This window comes from Blautia sp. XA-2221 (genome assembly GCF_028767025.1).
Lineage (GTDB): Bacteria > Bacillota > Clostridia > Lachnospirales > Lachnospiraceae > Blautia_A.
The window spans coordinates 56,488-73,223 of record NZ_JAJQXX010000003.1; the positions used below are offsets into that span (position 1 = coordinate 56,488).

Sequence of the window (16,736 nt, forward strand, 5' to 3'; positions counted from 1 at the left end):
CCGACAGCTCCGGTTGATACCGGGGCTGTTTTCTTGCAGGCCCTTTGTGCAAAAAACATGCCATACCTGAGATTCACAGAAAAGGAGATATTAAGGACAGACATTATATGAAAAAAGGCGAGATATACGAAGGAATCATAGAAAAAGTAGATTTTCCAAATAAAGGCTATGTGATGGTGGAGGATCAGAAGGTACTTGTAAAAAACGGGATACCTGGTCAGAAGATCCGCTTTGTTATTCAGAAGAAGCGTTCAGGAAGAGCTCAGGGGCGTATTCTGGAGGTACTGGAAAAATCACCTCTGGAAAAAAGAGAGCCTGTATGCTCTGCGTTTCCTCAGTGCGGAGGCTGTATGTACCAGACAATGCCATATGAAGAACAGCTTCATATGAAAGAAAGGCAGATCCGAGAGCTTCTGGAGGAGGTTCTCATAAGAGAAGGACAGACAGATCAGGATGGAAAAGCGGACTTTGTGTGGGAAGGCATCCATGGAAGCCCGCAGGAGTTCTGTTACAGAAACAAAATGGAATTTTCTTTTGGAGATGAATATAAGGACGGACCTTTGTCCCTGGGACTTCACAAAAAAGGAAGTACCTATGATGTACTGAATACAGATGACTGTAAACTGGTCCATAAAGATATGACAGACATTCTTACCTGTGTGCGTGATTATTTTCTGGAAAAAGGGGTATCCTATTATAAAAAAATGCAGCATACAGGATATCTGCGTCATCTTCTTCTGAGGAGAGGTGTGACTACAGGAGAGATTCTGATCCATCTGGTAACTACAAGCCAGGAGGAACATGATCTGGAACCTTTAAAAAATCTTCTTCTCGAACTGCCGCTGGAGGGGAAAATTGTGGGAATCATGCATATCATCAATGATTCTCTTTCTGATGTGGTAAAAAGCGATGAGACCAGAATTCTGTACGGTCAGGACTGGTTTTATGAGACACTTCTGGGGCTGAGGTTTAAGATTAGCACATTTTCCTTTTTTCAGCCTAATTCTCTGGCGGCGGAGGTTCTGTATTCCATTGTCCGCTCATATGTTGAAGATGCAAGAGGCATGGAGGTCTTTGATCTTTACAGCGGAACCGGAACCATTGCCCAGCTTCTGGCGCCAGTAGCAAAAGAAGTGATCGGCGTGGAGATCGTAGAGGAAGCAGTGGAGGCTGCCAGACAGAATGCGGAGCTGAACGGGCTGTCCAACTGCCGTTTTATTGCGGGAGATGTTCTGAAAGTTCTTGATGATCTGAAAGAAAAGCCGGATATGATTGTTCTGGATCCTCCAAGAGAAGGTGTTCATCCAAAAGCCCTTCCCAAGATCCTTTCCTATGGCGTAAAAAGGATCGTGTATGTATCCTGTAAAGCCACCAGTCTTGCCGGAGATATGGAAACCTTTCTTCATGCAGGCTATCGTCTGGAAAAAGCCTGCTGTGTGGATCAGTTCTGCCAGACAGTCTGGACGGAGGCTGTGGCGGTATTTGTCAGGGAGTGAGACGCATGGAAAACAAAGTGGAGCGAAAGAAGAAATTTATTATAAATGTAGTATTTTACGCCCTGATCGGCATACTTGTATGGATTGGATGTAAATATCTGGTTTCACCGATGATGCCGTTTATCATTGCGTTTCTGGTAGCGGCTCTGATTCAGGTGCCGGTAAGAAAGTTTCGGGGATCCAAAAAACAGAAAAAGCTTTTGTCTATTGTTTTTTGCGCTGTATTTTATGGGATTTTGCTTTTGCTGGCAGCCTGGGCCAGTCTGAAGCTTCTGAACGGGGTAGAAAATCTGATACGGCAGGTTCCTCACTTTTATAATACAACAGTAGTTCCGGTAATTGAGACGATTTCCGATTATCTGGAGGAATCGATGGCTTCGGTACATCCTTCTGTGGCAAATACCATTGAAAATTCTTTTGAAGAGATGACTAATAATCTGGGATCTTATGTATCCGGTCTGTCTGTAAAAGTGGTACAGATCATATCAGGTGGGATCAGCGGAGTACCGGGATTTGTTATTAAGCTTGTGATCACCGTTGTTGCAACATTTTTCTTTGTTGGAGATTATGACGGGATCATTGCATTTTTTAAGAAGCTTCTGACACCGAAACAGGTAGCTCTGGTAGAAAAGGGACAGTCCTATGTAAAAAACGTTCTGTTTATTTATATCAGATCTTACAGCTTTCTGTTTCTTCTGACTTTTACAGAGCTGTGCATCGGAATGTTTCTCCTGAAAATGCCTTATCCGGCTCTTCTGGCCTTGTGTATTGCAGTGTTTGATATTCTTCCTGTTTTGGGTACAGGCGGCGTGCTTCTTCCCTGGGCGGCAATCCTTTTTATTATGAAAGAACATGGACTGGCAGTGGGAATATTGATTCTGTATCTGGTGATCCTTATTGTGAGAAATATGGTAGAGCCAAGAATTGTCGGAAAGCAGATCGGACTGCATCCGCTGGCAACTTTGGCGGCGCTCTTTTTGGGACTGAAGCTTTTTGGTCTGGTGGGTCTGGTGGCCTTTCCGGTAGCACTGACTGTGCTTGTGAATTTCAGCAGGGAAGAATTAATGGAAAAATTATAAAATACAAATATAAAAAATATAAGAGAGCTGTTGCTTTAAGTGACAGCTCTCTTATATTTAGGAAAAAAGAATGTTGTTAGATCTTTTTTCAGCGATATTATTTTGTTCAAAAGTGTGTGGCATCAGAAGAATTTACCAGCTAAAAAGGAAAGCAGTCCTCCTGCTCCGCAAAGGCACATAACAAGGATTGGATTCCATTTCCATTTTCTGAGAATGATAAAGGCTCCAAGGAAAAGCAGCGCATTGATCCAGTCAACAGAAGAGAGGCTTGCGGGAAGTTCTCCCCACAATGCGGTTTGAGTAAGGGCAAGGCCTGCGGCAGCGATCAAAGCCACAACAGCAGGTCTCAGACATCCGAGGATTGTGTCAATGGCAGTGGTTCCTTTATATTTTCTGTAAACCAGTGAAAGAAGCGATACCAGGATAACAGCAGGAAAAATGGAACCAAGAGTGGCTGTTACAGCTCCGGGCAGACCTGCAATGCGAAGTCCTACAAAGGTAGCAGAGTTAATTGCAACAGGCCCGGGTGTCATGGAAGAAATCGTAATAAGATTGGTAAACTCCTGCATACTGAGCCAGCCGTGACCGTTGACAATTTCACTTTGGACAAGAGGAATGGCTGCATAGCCTCCCCCTACACTGAAAAGTCCTATTTTCAGAAAACTGAAAAAAAGCTGTATATAGATCATCTGGATACCTCCCTGTTAAAGTGTCGTATGATCAGAAGTCTGACAGCCCCGATGATGGCGGCAGCCAGGATAATGTAGATAACACTTACATGAAAAACAAAATTCAGTACAAAAGCCCCTGCCATAATGAGAATGGAAAGGCTGCTTTTTGTTTTGAACGTTTCCATACCAAGGTCACAGGCAACATCCAGAACTGTGGCGGCAACCCCGGCTGACATACCATGAAGAACGGCTGCTACCAGAGGACTGGAGGCGAATGCAGAATAAAATAAGGAGATCACTGAAAGTATGACGATGGGAGGAAGAATGGTTCCCAGAACCGCAGTGAGCATCCCTGCAAATCCACAGATTTTCCATCCGACTAAAATGGCGGCATTGACAGCCACTGCTCCGGGACAGGACTGAGCCAGAGCTGCGAAATCAAGCATTTCCTCTTCATCTATCCAGTGAAGATCATGGACAAACTTTCTGCGCATAAATCCTACGATCACAAAGCCGCCTCCAAAAGTAAACGTGCTGATATACAAAGTGGAAAGAAAAAGAGTTTTCAGTTTTTTAGAATTTTGATGATTAAGAGGTACGTTCATGGAAGCCTCCTTTTTAAGGTAAACAGTTATTTGGATAAGACTATTATATAGGAAGAAATTCTTTTTGAAAATATCAATAGTAGAAGAAAGTAGTTGACTTTTTTAGTTTATCTGTATATAATACAAACAAACATATGAATAACTGTTCATATGATAAAACGTAAATGAAAAGGAGATTAAAACATGAAGAAAACCTATAAGATCGAAGTAGACTGTGCAAACTGTGCAAACAAAATGGAAGAGGCTGCAAGAAAAACAGCCGGAGTAAAAGATGCGACAGTGAATTTTATGATGTTAAAAATGAATGTAGAATTTGAGGACGGTCAGGATCCGAAAGCTGTTATGAAAGAGGTTTTGAAAAACTGTAAAAAAGTGGAAGATGATTGTGAGATCTATCTGTAATAAGTGAAAGGATAAGGGAAGGATATGAACAAAAAACAGAAAAAAATGCTGACTCGTATCCTTATTGCGGCAGTAATGGTTGTAGCGCTGTCGCTGATACCTGTTCAGGGATATCTCAGAGCGGCGCTGTACATGGTTCCGTATCTGGTGATCGGATATGATATTCTTTTAAAAGCATGGAAGGGAATCAGGAACAGACAGGTATTTGACGAAAATTTTCTTATGGCAGTGGCTACAGTAGGCGCTATCTGTCTGGGGGATTTTAAGGAAGGAACAGCGGTTATGCTGTTTTATCAGATCGGGGAACTGTTTCAGAGTTATGCGGTGGGAAGAAGCCGCAGGAATATCAGTGAGCTTATGGATATCCGCCCGGACTATGCCAATGTAGAAAGAAACGGGACTCTGGAAAAAGTAGATCCTGACGAGGTGGAGATCGGCAGTATTATTGTAGTACAGCCGGGCGAAAAAGTTCCTATTGACGGAATTATCACAGAAGGAAAAACAACGCTTAACACAAGTGCTCTTACGGGAGAAAGCCTGCCCAGAGATGCAAAAGAGGGTGATGAGATCATCAGTGGATGCATTAATATGACAGGCGTTCTGAAAATCCGTACCACAAGAGAGTTTGGAGAATCTACAGTTTCCAAAATACTGGATCTGGTAGAGAATTCCAGTTCAAGGAAATCCAGATCCGAAAATTTTATATCCAAATTTGCCCGTTATTATACGCCTGTAGTCTGTTACAGTGCGCTGGCGCTGGCAATTTTCCCACCTCTTGTCCGGTTAATATTTATGGGACTGGATCCTCAGTGGGGAGATTGGGTTTACCGTGCGCTGACCTTTCTGGTGATCAGTTGTCCCTGCGCCCTTGTGATCAGTATTCCTCTCAGCTTTTTTGCGGGAATCGGCGGAGCAAGTAATGCAGGTGTTCTGGTAAAGGGTTCCAATTATATGGAAACACTGGCTCAGACCAGATATGTGGTGTTTGATAAAACAGGAACTCTGACAAAAGGTGTGTTTGAGGTCTGCGGCATACATCATAATGTTATGGAAGACCATAAAATCCTGGAATATGCGGCGCTGGCAGAGTGTTCTTCTTCACATCCGATCAGCCGGAGTCTTCAGAGGGCTTATGGAAAAGAAATTGACCGTACCCGTGTAGCGGATATTGAGGAGATCAGTGGAAACGGTGTGACAGCCAGAGTGGACGGGATTTCAGTTGCAGTGGGAAACAGCCGACTGATGGAAAGATTGGGAATTGAATTTAAGGAATGTCACCAGGCAGGAACCATTGTCCATGTTGCCATTGACGGCTCTTATGCAGGTCATATCCTGATTGCAGATGTTTTGAAGCCAACGGCAAAGGCTGCGGTAGCGGAATTGAAAAAATCAGGTATTCGTGAAACAGTAATGCTGACAGGTGATATTGACCGGGCAGCTCAGCAGGCTGCTGCAGAAACAGGCGTAGACCAGGTGTACAGTGAACTGCTTCCTTCAGATAAAGTGGCAAAAGTGGAAGAACTTCTGGAGAAAAAGAACCCCAGAGAAAAGCTTGCATTTGTAGGAGATGGTATCAATGACGCCCCTGTTCTTTCCAGGGCAGATATCGGAATTGCAATGGGAGCGCTGGGATCAGACGCTGCCATTGAAGCGGCAGATGTGGTTCTGATGGACGATGATCCTCTGAAAGTGGTAAAGGCAGTAAGGATTGCAAAAAAATGCATGAGGATCGTTTACCAGAATATTTATTTCGCTATTGGAATCAAGATTCTGTGCCTGCTTCTGGGCGCAGTGGGAATTGCAAATATGTGGCTTGCTATTTTTGCAGATGTAGGCGTTATGGTAATTGCAGTTCTGAATGCCATCCGTGCGCTGTTTGTAAAAAAACTATAATACCCGTGCAGAAAATCCCTGCATGTGATATGATAAAAAGGAAAGGCAGGGAAATTACATGGCAGAAACAAAAGAGAGTCTGTGTTGTGATACAGAGGAAATTCATGAAGAGCTTTTAAAGATCGTGGATGAAACAATGCCTGATGAGACAGAATTGGATTCGCTGGCAGAGCTTTTTAAGGTTTTCGGAGATCCTACCAGAATCAGAATTCTGTTTGTCCTTTTTGAGACAGAGGTGTGTGTCTGTGATCTGGCAAGAGCATTGAATATGACCCAGTCGGCAGTTTCCCATCAGCTTCGTATCCTGAAACAGAGCCGTCTGGTAAAGAACAGAAGAGAAGGAAAATCCATGTTTTATTCTCTGGCGGACGATCATGTACGAACAATGATCGCCCAGGGAAGAGAGCATATACTGGAGTAGAGATTATGTCACTGCTCACTCCGTTTACAGTGATCTGACCAAAATACTTTTCGCTCACCTTGGGTGATGGTATTTTGACCTGTGGATTCTGGTATTTTTGCATATATAAGCAGAAATACCTTGTGGGATAGTGAACAGTGGATCACACTGTTTGCGGCAGCAGAAATTTTAGAAAAGAGGCTGTGGAAACACAGTCTGCAAAAAAAAGAAGGATCAGAGATTCACATAGAATCCCTGGTCCTTTTTTCAAAAAGGAACATACTGCTTTTTCAGTGGATATATGATAAAATAAACAGATAACGATAAAAGGGTAACTATCGAATTTGGTAAGGACTATCTGTAAACAGCAATCAGTTTCTTATGTTATGTAGCAGACAAAAACCAGTAACATATACGGTTTTATTACTTACAGTATTAGGATATAAGGGGGAAAAAGGGTGAAGGATCAGGAACTGTATCAGATTATGGCAGAGCATATGGAAAAAAATAACAATATGCTGGCTACAGTAATAGAAGGAGAAAATACAGGGAAACGTCTGTTTTTTACTGAAGGCAGGCTTGTGGCTGAAAGTGGAGAAAAAAAGTTTTCCGAGGAGTTGATAAGCCGGCTGGCAGAAACAGAACAAAGCAGTATTATTGAGGCAGACGGATGCCGGATTTTTGTGGAAATACTGAGGAAACCTGCAAAGCTTGTGATCTGTGGCGGAGGTCACGTGGCGCAGCAGACAGTGATTCTGGCAAAGCAGACAGGATTTCATGTGACTGTGCTTGAGGACCGGCCGTTTTTTGCAGATCAGGCACGGGCGGCAGGGGCAGATCAGGTGATCTGCGATGATTTTGCCTCAGCGCTGGAAAAAATCCCCGGAGGCAGTGATACTTATTTTCTGGTTGTTACAAGAGGTCATCGGTATGACGGAATATGTCTTACTTCAATCCTTAAAAAGGAACGGGCCTATGTAGGGATGATGGCAAGCAGGAAACGTGGAATACTTTTGAAAAAAAGACTGGTAGAGGAAGGCTTTCCGGAAAGTGAAGTAGAACTTCTTCACACACCGGTAGGGCTCTCTATTCATGCGGAAACACCGGAGGAAATTGCAGTTTCCATAGTAGCAGAACTGATTATGATAAAAAACAGTATAAAAAAAACAGGCGGGTATGACAAAGAACTTCTGGCATGTCTGACAGGGGAAAGCTATCCGCAGCAGAAAAAGGCTCTTGCTACCATTGTGGCAAGACAGGGATCTGCCCCCAGAGAGATTGGAACAAAGATGGCAGTGCTTGCAGATGGAAGAATTATTGGTACCATTGGGGGCGGATGTATGGAAAGCAGAATCCAGCATCAGTGTCTGCATATGCTGAAAGAGGAGAAACCCCAAAGCCGCCTTGTGCTTGAGGATATGTCCGGGCAGGAGGCAGAAGAGGAAGGACTTGTCTGCGGAGGAAGAATCAGAGTTTTTCTGGAGGTGCTTTAAACTGGTATTTGACAATACAGCGGTTAGATTGTAAGTTGTCGCATTATCACAGAGTGTGGGGTGTTTTGGCGTAAACAGAGAGGCATCCAGTTGTATGCGAATGATATTTTGCAATAAACGGAAAGGTATCCAGTTGTATGAGGATGATATTTTGTAATAAGCAGGGAGATATCCAGCTGTATGAGGATGATATTTTGCAATAAACGGAAAGGTATCCAGTTGTATGTGAATGATATTTTGTAATAAGCAGGAAGATATCATGTTATGTGCAGATGATTCTGCAGAGGGAGATCAATACCGTATGCTACATTAGAAATGGCGGCTTTGACGGGACACGACAGCTGTGAGAAAATATGGAATACAAATATACCAAAATGTATGCTATAATAGGGTTCATAACAGATCCGGATTCTTCGGACTGAACAGAAAAATAAGAAAATCAGTTGATAACAGAATATTTTTATAAAATGGAGGACAGGATGATGAAAAAAAGAAGTGTGATCGCAGCATTACTTTGCAGCTTGTGTCTGACAGCCGGAGGAGCGGTTCCGGCCATGGCAGATTCAGCCAAAGTTGTAACACTTGGTGCAGACCTTACACAGGATCAGAAGGACACCATGATGCGTTATTTTAAAACAGATGCCAGTCAGGTTCAGATCCTTACTATCACCAATAAGGATGAAAGGGAACATCTGGGACATTATATTCCGCTGGAGCAGATCGGAACCAGAACTCTGAGCTGCGCCTATGTAAAACCTACACAGTCAGGTGGAATCAAAGTCCGCACTGCCAATCTGAATTACGTAACAGGAAATATGATCGCCAATGCTCTTTCCACTGCAGGAGTAACCAACTGTGAGGCTGTTGCAGCATGCCCTTATGAAGTATCCGGTACAGGCGCCCTGACAGGTGTGATCATGGCGTATGAAAGCGCAAGCGGACAGAAACTGGACAGTACCAAAAAAGATCTTGCCACAAAAGAGGTTGTTGTTACCGGTGATCTTGCACAGCAGGTAGGAAATGACAATGCAACCAATATCATTAACCAGGCAAAACTTCAGATCATTGGTGAAAATGTCCAGAACGCAGACGAGATTTACAATATTGTAAATAATATTGCTGTTCAGAATAATGTTACATTAAGCCAGGAGGAACTGGAAACAATCGTCGCTCTTCTTCAGGAGATCGCGCAGCAGAGTTATGATATTGAACAGATGAAAGAAACTCTGGAAAACATCCAGCAGAATCTGGATAAAGAAGCTTCTGATGAACCGGTTCTTGATGGAACCGCTCAGGATGATGGCGTAGTTGAAGATGATGGTTTCGTGGATGAAGACAGTACAGATGGAGAAGACATTACACAAAATGTAGATCCGGATGCTCTTGGAGAAGATATTAAAGAGAGTTTCACAGAGGATCCGAGTCTTCAGGAAGAAACTATGGGAGATGTTCAGGAAGGAGAGAATGTCGGGACTGATGAAGAAACAGGAATTCCGGAAGCCACAGAGGACGGAACAGTTCTTGACGGAACCGCCCAGGATGACATGGCTGTAGCTCCGGAAACTACAGAAGACGAAACTGTTCTTGACGGAACCGCTCAGGATGATATGAGTGTAACACCGGAGGAAAATCCAGCAGAAGATCCTCTGAATACAGATTCTTTAAGTGAAGAAGCCAAGGCATCCTTTGAACAGGCAAAAAGCTTCTGTAAGGGAGAGTATGAGGGAGATATTGATTCTCTTCATAGTGTAATGGGGCAGGATGCCATGGCATCAGCTACAATCGATCCGCAAATCGGTGCAGAGCTGACTCAGAAGGTACTGAAATCCTATATCAAGGTTCTGAAAGACGGAGGAATGAGTTATATTCCGGCTGATACAGACACATATCTCTCTGCAGAGCTGAACATGGTTAATGCGGAAATGAGATTGATCTTCAGTATAGAACTGGATCCGGCTGAGGATGACATTCTGGTAAATGAAACACCGGAAACAAGACAGGCGCTTTACAGTGATACTATGAAATTCTTTGAAAAGCTGTATGGAGAGAGTAACACTTCTGCTGAAACCGCACAGGAAGAAGTAATTGAATAATCCTAAAGACAGCAGACCTGTTATATAGGGCAAAGGGTGTTTTGCCCAGGGAAAACATAAATTAACACAACAGATTAAGATCTCAGTATTAGAAATAATACTGGGGTCTTTTGTGTATCAGGAGAAGAATGTGATTATTTTGTGTCTTGGCAGAAATACTGGAAAATTCAGATTGTGTGTGCTACAATAAATGGAAATGCTGACGAATACAGTGAAAATATATTTCCGAAAGGAGAAGAATACATGAGTCTGGCAGTAGTAACGCTGAAAAAAGGGGAAGGACGTCTCCTGAAATCCGGCGGAATGTGGGTGTTTGACAACGAGATAGCCTCTGTGATGGGAAGCTTTGTCAATGGAGATATTGTTCTGGTAAGAGATTTTGACGGATATCCTATGGGACGAGGATTTATTAACACAAACTCCAAAATTACAGTAAGACTGCTCACACGGGATGAAAATCAGAAGACTGATGAGAAATTTCTTGAGCAGAGAGTAAGAGACGCCTGGGAATATCGAAAAAAGGTAACAGATACAGGAAGCTGCAGGCTGATTTTCGGAGAGGCTGATTTTCTTCCCGGACTTGTTGTTGACAAATTTTCGGACGTACTTGTTGTTCAGTCTCTTGCCCTGGGAATTGACCGGCTGAAACTGCAGATACTGGAACTTCTGAAAAAAGTTCTGGAAGAAGACGGTGTAGCTGTCAGAGGAATTTATGAGAGAAGCGATGCCAAGGTAAGACGCCAGGAGGGAATGGAGCTTTATAAGGGCTTTATCGGACCGGAGTTTCCTACTTTGGTAGAAATCGAAGAAAATGGAGTAAGGTATCAGGTGGATATAAAAGACGGACAAAAAACAGGATTTTTCCTGGATCAGAAGTATAACCGTCTGGCGATCCAGAAGCTCTGCAAAAATGCAAAAGTGCTGGACTGCTTTACCCATACAGGATCTTTTGCTCTGAATGCGGGAATTGCAGGCGCCAGTGAAGTAACCGGAGTAGACGCCTCTCAGCTTGCTGTAGATCAGGCGTCTGCCAATGCGCAGCTGAACGGACTTGACGGTACGGTGAAGTTTATCTGTGAGGATGTATTTGAACTTCTTCCTGAGCTGGAGGAACGAGGAGAAAAGTTTGACGTTGTGATTCTGGATCCACCTGCTTTTACAAAATCCAGAAATTCTGTAAAGAATGCGGTGAAAGGGTACAGAGAGATCAACCTGAGAGCCATGAAGCTTGTAAAAGACGGCGGATTTCTGGCAACCTGTTCCTGCTCGCATTTTATGACCTACGAGCTTTTTACAAAAACGATCGGACAGGCTGCGCGCAGCGCGCATAAGAGACTGCGTCAGGTAGAATACAGAACCCAGGCTCCGGATCATCCGATCTTATGGGCATCTGATGAATCTTATTATCTGAAGTTTTATATTTTTCAGGTATGCAGTGAACGATAAGCAAAGACAGGAGATGCATTGACATGAAAGAAAAGTTTATAAAATTTATGGAAGGACGCTATGGTGTAGATGGATTTGCGCGGTTTACCATGGGAGTTGCCCTGGTATGCATTGTGGTTTCTATTTTTTTCCGTAACGGAAGCACTATGGGAGCGATTCTGAATACAGTAGGTCTGGCTGCGATCATTTATACATATTTTCGTATGCTTTCCAGAAATATCCAGAAACGCTATGCGGAAAATCAGAAATATCTTTCCATGACAGCAAAGATCAGACAGCGTTTCAGAAAAGAAAAAAATATGATGGAACAGAGAAAAACGCATCATATTTATACCTGTCCCAGCTGCGGACAGAAGATCAGGATCCCTAGGGGAAAAGGAAAAATTGAGATCGACTGTCCCAAGTGTCATACAAAATTTATTAAAAACAGCTGAAAAGCCTGAGGATAAGCAGGAGGAGTTATGTTTGGATATGTGGTGATGAACCGGCCGGAAATAAAATTTAAAGATTATGATCTGTATCGGTCCTTTTACTGCGGATTGTGCAGAGAACTGAGAGAACGCTATGGAATCTCAGGTCAGATCACACTGACTTATGATATGACTTTTGTGATCCTGCTTCTCAGTGGTTTATATGAACCGCCTACCAAAAAAGGAACAAGTCGTTGTATAGTCCACCCGGTAAGAAAGCAGCCGGTACGCAAAAATGAAGTGACAGAATATGCGGCTGATATGAATGTCTTTCTTGCTTATTACAAATGTGTGGACGACTGGAAGGACGAAAAAAAGCTTTCCAGACTGGCATACAGCAGACTTTTGAAAAATAAGGACAAAAAGGCGGAAACTCTCTGGAGAAAAAAGACGGCAGTCATTATAAAACATCTGAACGAGATTTCTGCCATGGAGAAAGCGGGAGAAACGGATATAGATAAAATATCCGGATGCTTTGGGAAAATCATGGAGGAGATTCTCGCCTGGAGGGAGGATGAATGGGAACCTGCCTTAAGGAGAATGGGATTTTATCTGGGAAAATTTATCTATCTGATGGATGCCTATGATGATGTTGAGGAGGATCTGGAAAAAGGAAATTACAATCCGTTTGCTCAGGATTATATAATGGAAGGGTTCCAGGAACGTGTGCGTCAGATACTGATCATGATGATGGCTGAGACGTGCCGGGAATTTGAAAAGCTTCCTATTATTAAATATGCGGATATTCTGCGAAATATTTTGTATTCCGGCGTGTGGTGTCGGTTTGAGGCAGTTTCAGAGCAAAGGAAGAAGAAACAGGAGAAAGAACATGTTTGATCCGTACAGTATTCTGGGTGTATCGAGAGATGCATCTGATGAGGAAATAAAAAAGGCATACAGAAAGCTCAGCCGGAAATATCATCCGGATGCAAATATCAATAACCCCAATAAGGACCAGGCTGAGGAAAAGTTTAAAGAAATTCAGCAGGCTTATGATCAGATCATGAAAGAACGGGAATACGGTTCCACGGGAAATTATGGATATGGCGGAAATGCGGGATATGGAGGTTTTGGCGGATTTGGAGGCTATGGCGGAAACCAGAGTAACACCGGCTATCAGGATGAGGAGGCCATTCGCAGACAGGCTGCTTCCAATTACGTTCAGAGCGGTCATTATCAGGAGGCAATGAATGTTCTGTCCTCATTAAAAGAGAGGAATGCTCAGTGGTATTATCTGTCAGCAGTTGCAAATATGGGACTTGGAAATAATGTAAATGCCATGAACCATATTCGTGAGGCTGTGCGTCTGGAGCCTGATAATATGCAATACCGTATGATGCTTCAGCGTATGGAAGGCGGCGGAAACTGGTATCAGGAACAGCAGAATCCCTTTGGTGGAATGCCTACAGCAGGAAATGATCTCTGTATGAAATGTCTGATGGCAAATCTTGCCTGCAGTTGCTGCTGTCCGGGAAGCGGGATCATGTGCTGCTGACAGAAACAGTACAGTCTGTTGTAGTGATTGCAAAAGGTAGCATAATGTGGGGAAAATGCTATTACCTGAGAGAAAATGGAAGACATTTTATCCAGGCTGTTGTGACCGGAGTGAACAACAATTAACATGGCATAAATTTTGTCGGGAGCAAAAGAAAAAAATTGACATTATTCCTCTGGAAGATTAATATATAAGCAGAAAAAATGAGGAGGAAATTATTATGAGTATTCGAATTGGAATCATGGGATATGGCAACCTGGGAAGAGGTGTGGAATGTGCAGTAAAACACAATCCTGACATGGAACTTGCGGCAGTGTTTACACGTCGTGATCCGAAAACCGTAAAAATCCTTACAGAGACAGCAAAGGTCTGCCATGTAGATGATGCAGAGAGTATGAAGGACGAAATTGATGTTCTGATCATCTGTGGCGGAAGCGCAACAGATCTTCCGGTACAGACTCCTAAATATGCACAGTGGTTCAATGTTGTGGACAGCTTTGACACACATGCCAAAATTCCGGAGCATTTCGAAAATGTGGATAAAGCGGCAAAAGAGAGCGGTCATGTGGGAATCATCTCTGTAGGCTGGGATCCGGGAATGTTTTCTCTGAACAGAATGTATGCAAACGCTATCCTTACCAACGGAAAAGATTATACCTTCTGGGGCAAGGGTGTAAGCCAGGGCCATTCTGATGCAATTCGAAGAATTGACGGAGTAAAAGACGGAAAACAGTATACAATTCCGGTAGAGGCTGCTCTGGAATCTGTAAGAAACGGAGAAAATCCTGAGCTGACAACAAGACAGAAACATACAAGAGAATGTTTTGTTGTTGCAGAGGAAGGCGCGGATCTGGCTCGTATTGAGCAGGAGATCAAGACCATGCCGAACTATTTTGCTGATTATGATACAACAGTACATTTTATTTCAGAAGAAGAACTGAAACGTGATCACAGCGGAATTCCTCATGGCGGTTTTGTTATTCGTACAGGAAGCACCGGATGGAACAATGAAAACAAACATGTGATCGAGTACAGCCTGAAACTGGATTCTAATCCGGAATTTACTTCTTCTGTGATCGTAGCGTATGCAAGAGCCGCACATCGTATGAGTCAGGAAGGACAGAAAGGCTGCAAAACCGTTTTTGATGTTGCACCGGCATATTTGAGCGCTATGGATGGAGCAGAATTACGAAAACATCTCCTTTAAAAAATAAATAAAAAATTTTACAAAAGAGTGAAGTTGCAAAGGCTTTGCTCTTTTTTTAGGCTGATTTTACAAAATGTAATAAAAATATTGACGCATGGAAAAAGTTGAGATATAATAATTACACAATATTGTAACAAGATTGTAAAAAATAAAGTCCAGGAAGAGGAAATATTTATGAATAAGGTATGCAAACGCTGGAAATTCTGGGGGATTTTGCTGGGGCTGATGCTATTTGCAGCCGGCTTTTCCATGCATTCCACTACCGTAGAAGTTCAGGCGGCAAGGAATGGCTTTCAGACGATTGGAGGAAACACATATTATTACCAAAATGGAAAAAAGGTAACAGGTTGGCTTACAATCGGAAGAAATAAATATTATTTTAATGCTAAAACCGGAATAATGTATAAGGGCTGGTATAAGATCAGTAACGGCAGATGCAGATATTTTGACCCGAAGACAGGTGTTATGGAAACAGGCCTTACAACGATAGCCGGAAATTCATATTATTTTGATGGGAAGACCGGATGGGCAAAAACAGGGTTCTTAAAAGCAGCCAATGGAAATACAAGATATTTCCAGCCAAGCAATTACATTATGGCAAAGGGCTGGATGACAAATTCCAAGAAACAGAAATGGTACTTTAATACCAGTAACGGAGTGATGTATAAAGGCCTGAAAACAATAGGAAGTGATTCCTATTATTTTGATGGGAACTCAGGAGCTGCCAAAAGTGGATTTCTTACAGCAGCCAATGGAAATACAAGATATTTTCGAGGCGGCACCTATAAGATGGCAAAAGGCTGGATAAATACATCCAAGGGTGAAAAGAGATTTTTCCATACATCTAATGGCGTGATGTATAAAGGAAGAAAATCTGTCGATGGCAAATATTATTATTTTGACAAAAAGACAGGAATTGCCCAGGGCGGATGGGTAACAGAAGGGTCTGAAAAGAGATATTTTGATCCGAAAACATTCCAAATGGTTACAGGAACACATACCATTGACGGTGTGACGTATACGTTTGATGAAACTGGTAAACTGACCGGAAAAGTAGACAGTCCTGTAGAACCGCCGGCTCCTTCAGCATCGAGAACAGTGAAGAATTATCTGCTTAATGCAATACAGCCAGTAGGAAGAACTCTTTATATCTGGGGTGGAGGACATAATTACAGTGATGCTACCAGAAAGGGAATCAGTACCAAATGGACTTCTTTCTTTAACAGTCAGAACAGCAGCTATGATTATCATAATTATGATGATCTCAGTGAAAGCAATCGCTCTAAAGGACTTGACTGTTCCGGTTATGTAGGCTGGTCAACTTATCAGACAATGAGAACCCATTCAACTGTTGTGTCAGGAGAAATCGGAAGCCTCTATAAAGGACGTGGCTGGGGTCAGGTTTACAATCAGAATTATCTGAACAGGACAGGATACAAGCTGTATCCGGGCGATATTGGTTTTGATGATGGACATACCTGGATTATCCTTGGACAGTGCAGTGATAAGAGTGCGGTGATTCTTCACTCTACACCGAATGCCGGTGTACAGATTTCCGGAACTCCTACACCGAATGGTGATTATTCCAGTCAGGCAATTTCGCTGGCGAAGAAGTATATGACGAAATTTCCTGGATATCAGAAGATGGGAGCTGACTTCTATCATACTTCATCAGGTAACTATATTCGAAGAGGTTCTTATTTCAGATGGAATTCTTCTACTCTGAATGATCCAAACGGATATAAGTACAAAACAGCAGATCAGATTCTGGCAGATCTGTTCAGTTAAAGAAAAGTAAATATAGTGACTTACAGGGAGATGTTTCTTTATGAAGCATCTCCTTTTTTTAGAGAGAAATTGAGGATTCTGTTTCGCAATCATTAACAAATATTACAAAATATTAAACTAATTCTCAATTTCCTCTTGCAATCAATGAAAGCTTATGTTAATATGTAAAAGAACTTAAGAAAAATATTTCGCAAATGT

At 42.6% G+C, this 16,736-nt stretch carries 16 protein-coding genes; 14 read left to right on the forward strand and 2 right to left on the reverse strand.

What is annotated here, in order from left to right; genetic code table 11:
* Positions 1-107: 107 nt before the first annotated feature.
* Positions 108-1,496, forward strand: a complete 1,389-nt coding sequence (rlmD, locus tag LU279_RS03630; protein WP_274421209.1) for a 23S rRNA (uracil(1939)-C(5))-methyltransferase RlmD — start codon at positions 108-110, stop codon at positions 1,494-1,496.
* Positions 1,497-1,501: 5 nt separating this feature from the next.
* Positions 1,502-2,575 carry a sporulation integral membrane protein YtvI gene (ytvI, locus tag LU279_RS03635; RefSeq protein WP_274421210.1) on the forward strand — a complete coding sequence of 358 codons (1,074 nt, stop codon included), beginning with the start codon at positions 1,502-1,504 and terminating at the stop codon, positions 2,573-2,575.
* Between the two features lie 122 nt (positions 2,576-2,697).
* Here ytvI and LU279_RS03640 read toward each other — a convergent pair whose 3' ends face one another.
* Together LU279_RS03640 and LU279_RS03645 are read right to left on the reverse strand one after the other, a co-directional pair.
* A complete protein-coding gene (locus LU279_RS03640) occupies positions 2,698-3,264 on the reverse strand; it encodes a chromate transporter (protein WP_274421211.1) in 567 nt (188 codons plus the stop codon).
* On the reverse strand, positions 3,261-3,851 hold the full coding sequence (locus LU279_RS03645; protein ID WP_274421212.1) for a chromate transporter: 591 nt from the start codon (positions 3,849-3,851) through the stop codon (positions 3,261-3,263). Before LU279_RS03645 ends, LU279_RS03640 begins: the two co-directional genes overlap by 4 nt.
* A 183-nt stretch (positions 3,852-4,034) precedes the next feature.
* Between LU279_RS03645 and LU279_RS03650 the strand changes: the two genes are divergently transcribed.
* The 12 genes from LU279_RS03650 (at position 4,035) to LU279_RS03705 (ending at position 16,538) form a co-directional block, all read left to right on the forward strand.
* On the forward strand, positions 4,035-4,253 hold the full coding sequence (locus tag LU279_RS03650) for a cation transporter (protein WP_274421213.1): 219 nt from the start codon (positions 4,035-4,037) through the stop codon (positions 4,251-4,253).
* Positions 4,254-4,277: 24 nt separating this feature from the next.
* Positions 4,278-6,146 carry a heavy metal translocating P-type ATPase gene (locus LU279_RS03655; RefSeq protein ID WP_274421214.1) on the forward strand — a complete coding sequence of 623 codons (1,869 nt, stop codon included), beginning with the start codon at positions 4,278-4,280 and terminating at the stop codon, positions 6,144-6,146.
* A gap of 58 nt (positions 6,147-6,204) precedes the next feature.
* Positions 6,205-6,567: an ArsR/SmtB family transcription factor gene (locus LU279_RS03660; RefSeq protein ID WP_022068361.1), complete on the forward strand. Its 363-nt coding sequence runs from the start codon at positions 6,205-6,207 to the stop codon at positions 6,565-6,567.
* Between the two features lie 437 nt (positions 6,568-7,004).
* A complete protein-coding gene (locus tag LU279_RS03665) occupies positions 7,005-8,039 on the forward strand; it encodes an XdhC family protein (RefSeq protein ID WP_274421215.1) in 1,035 nt (344 codons plus the stop codon).
* A gap of 479 nt (positions 8,040-8,518) precedes the next feature.
* Positions 8,519-10,132 carry a DUF1002 domain-containing protein gene (locus tag LU279_RS03670; RefSeq protein WP_274421216.1) on the forward strand — a complete coding sequence of 538 codons (1,614 nt, stop codon included), beginning with the start codon at positions 8,519-8,521 and terminating at the stop codon, positions 10,130-10,132.
* A 243-nt stretch (positions 10,133-10,375) separates the two neighbouring features.
* Complete coding sequence (locus tag LU279_RS03675; RefSeq protein ID WP_274421217.1) at positions 10,376-11,578, forward strand: class I SAM-dependent rRNA methyltransferase; 1,203 nt, start codon at positions 10,376-10,378, stop codon at positions 11,576-11,578.
* A gap of 23 nt (positions 11,579-11,601) precedes the next feature.
* A complete protein-coding gene (locus tag LU279_RS03680) occupies positions 11,602-12,012 on the forward strand; it encodes a hypothetical protein (RefSeq protein ID WP_274421218.1) in 411 nt (136 codons plus the stop codon).
* 27 nt (positions 12,013-12,039) lie between these two features.
* Positions 12,040-12,885, forward strand: coding sequence for a DUF5685 family protein (locus LU279_RS03685; RefSeq protein WP_274421219.1), 846 nt, complete (start codon positions 12,040-12,042; stop codon positions 12,883-12,885).
* On the forward strand, positions 12,878-13,543 hold the full coding sequence (locus LU279_RS03690; protein ID WP_274421220.1) for a J domain-containing protein: 666 nt from the start codon (positions 12,878-12,880) through the stop codon (positions 13,541-13,543). Before LU279_RS03685 ends, LU279_RS03690 begins: the two co-directional genes overlap by 8 nt.
* Positions 13,534-13,668 carry a hypothetical protein gene (locus LU279_RS03695; RefSeq protein WP_274421221.1) on the forward strand — a complete coding sequence of 45 codons (135 nt, stop codon included), beginning with the start codon at positions 13,534-13,536 and terminating at the stop codon, positions 13,666-13,668. Before LU279_RS03690 ends, LU279_RS03695 begins: the two co-directional genes overlap by 10 nt.
* A gap of 95 nt (positions 13,669-13,763) precedes the next feature.
* Entirely contained in the window at positions 13,764-14,750 is a 987-nt protein-coding gene (locus tag LU279_RS03700) for a diaminopimelate dehydrogenase (protein ID WP_274421222.1), read from the forward strand.
* A gap of 174 nt (positions 14,751-14,924) precedes the next feature.
* On the forward strand, positions 14,925-16,538 hold the full coding sequence (locus LU279_RS03705; RefSeq protein ID WP_274421223.1) for an N-acetylmuramoyl-L-alanine amidase family protein: 1,614 nt from the start codon (positions 14,925-14,927) through the stop codon (positions 16,536-16,538).
* The last annotated feature ends 198 nt before the right edge of the window (positions 16,539-16,736 follow it).

Bases quoted from the DNA above. Each gene is read 5' to 3' on its own strand.
- LU279_RS03690 (WP_274421220.1), top strand. From the start codon at position 12,878: ATGTTTGATCCGTACAGTATTCTGGGTGTATCGAGAGATGCATCTGAT.
- LU279_RS03675 (WP_274421217.1), top strand. From the start codon at position 10,376: ATGAGTCTGGCAGTAGTAACGCTGAAAAAAGGGGAAGGACGTCTCCTG.
- LU279_RS03660 (WP_022068361.1), top strand. From the start codon at position 6,205: ATGGCAGAAACAAAAGAGAGTCTGTGTTGTGATACAGAGGAAATTCAT.
- LU279_RS03640 (WP_274421211.1), bottom strand. From the start codon at position 3,264: ATGATCTATATACAGCTTTTTTTCAGTTTTCTGAAAATAGGACTTTTC.
- LU279_RS03655 (WP_274421214.1), top strand. From the start codon at position 4,278: ATGAACAAAAAACAGAAAAAAATGCTGACTCGTATCCTTATTGCGGCA.
- rlmD (WP_274421209.1), top strand. From the start codon at position 108: ATGAAAAAAGGCGAGATATACGAAGGAATCATAGAAAAAGTAGATTTT.
- LU279_RS03670 (WP_274421216.1), top strand. From the start codon at position 8,519: ATGATGAAAAAAAGAAGTGTGATCGCAGCATTACTTTGCAGCTTGTGT.
- LU279_RS03645 (WP_274421212.1), bottom strand. From the start codon at position 3,851: ATGAACGTACCTCTTAATCATCAAAATTCTAAAAAACTGAAAACTCTT.
- LU279_RS03650 (WP_274421213.1), top strand. From the start codon at position 4,035: ATGAAGAAAACCTATAAGATCGAAGTAGACTGTGCAAACTGTGCAAAC.
- LU279_RS03700 (WP_274421222.1), top strand. From the start codon at position 13,764: ATGAGTATTCGAATTGGAATCATGGGATATGGCAACCTGGGAAGAGGT.
- LU279_RS03705 (WP_274421223.1), top strand. From the start codon at position 14,925: ATGAATAAGGTATGCAAACGCTGGAAATTCTGGGGGATTTTGCTGGGG.
- LU279_RS03685 (WP_274421219.1), top strand. From the start codon at position 12,040: ATGTTTGGATATGTGGTGATGAACCGGCCGGAAATAAAATTTAAAGAT.
- LU279_RS03680 (WP_274421218.1), top strand. From the start codon at position 11,602: ATGAAAGAAAAGTTTATAAAATTTATGGAAGGACGCTATGGTGTAGAT.
- ytvI (WP_274421210.1), top strand. From the start codon at position 1,502: ATGGAAAACAAAGTGGAGCGAAAGAAGAAATTTATTATAAATGTAGTA.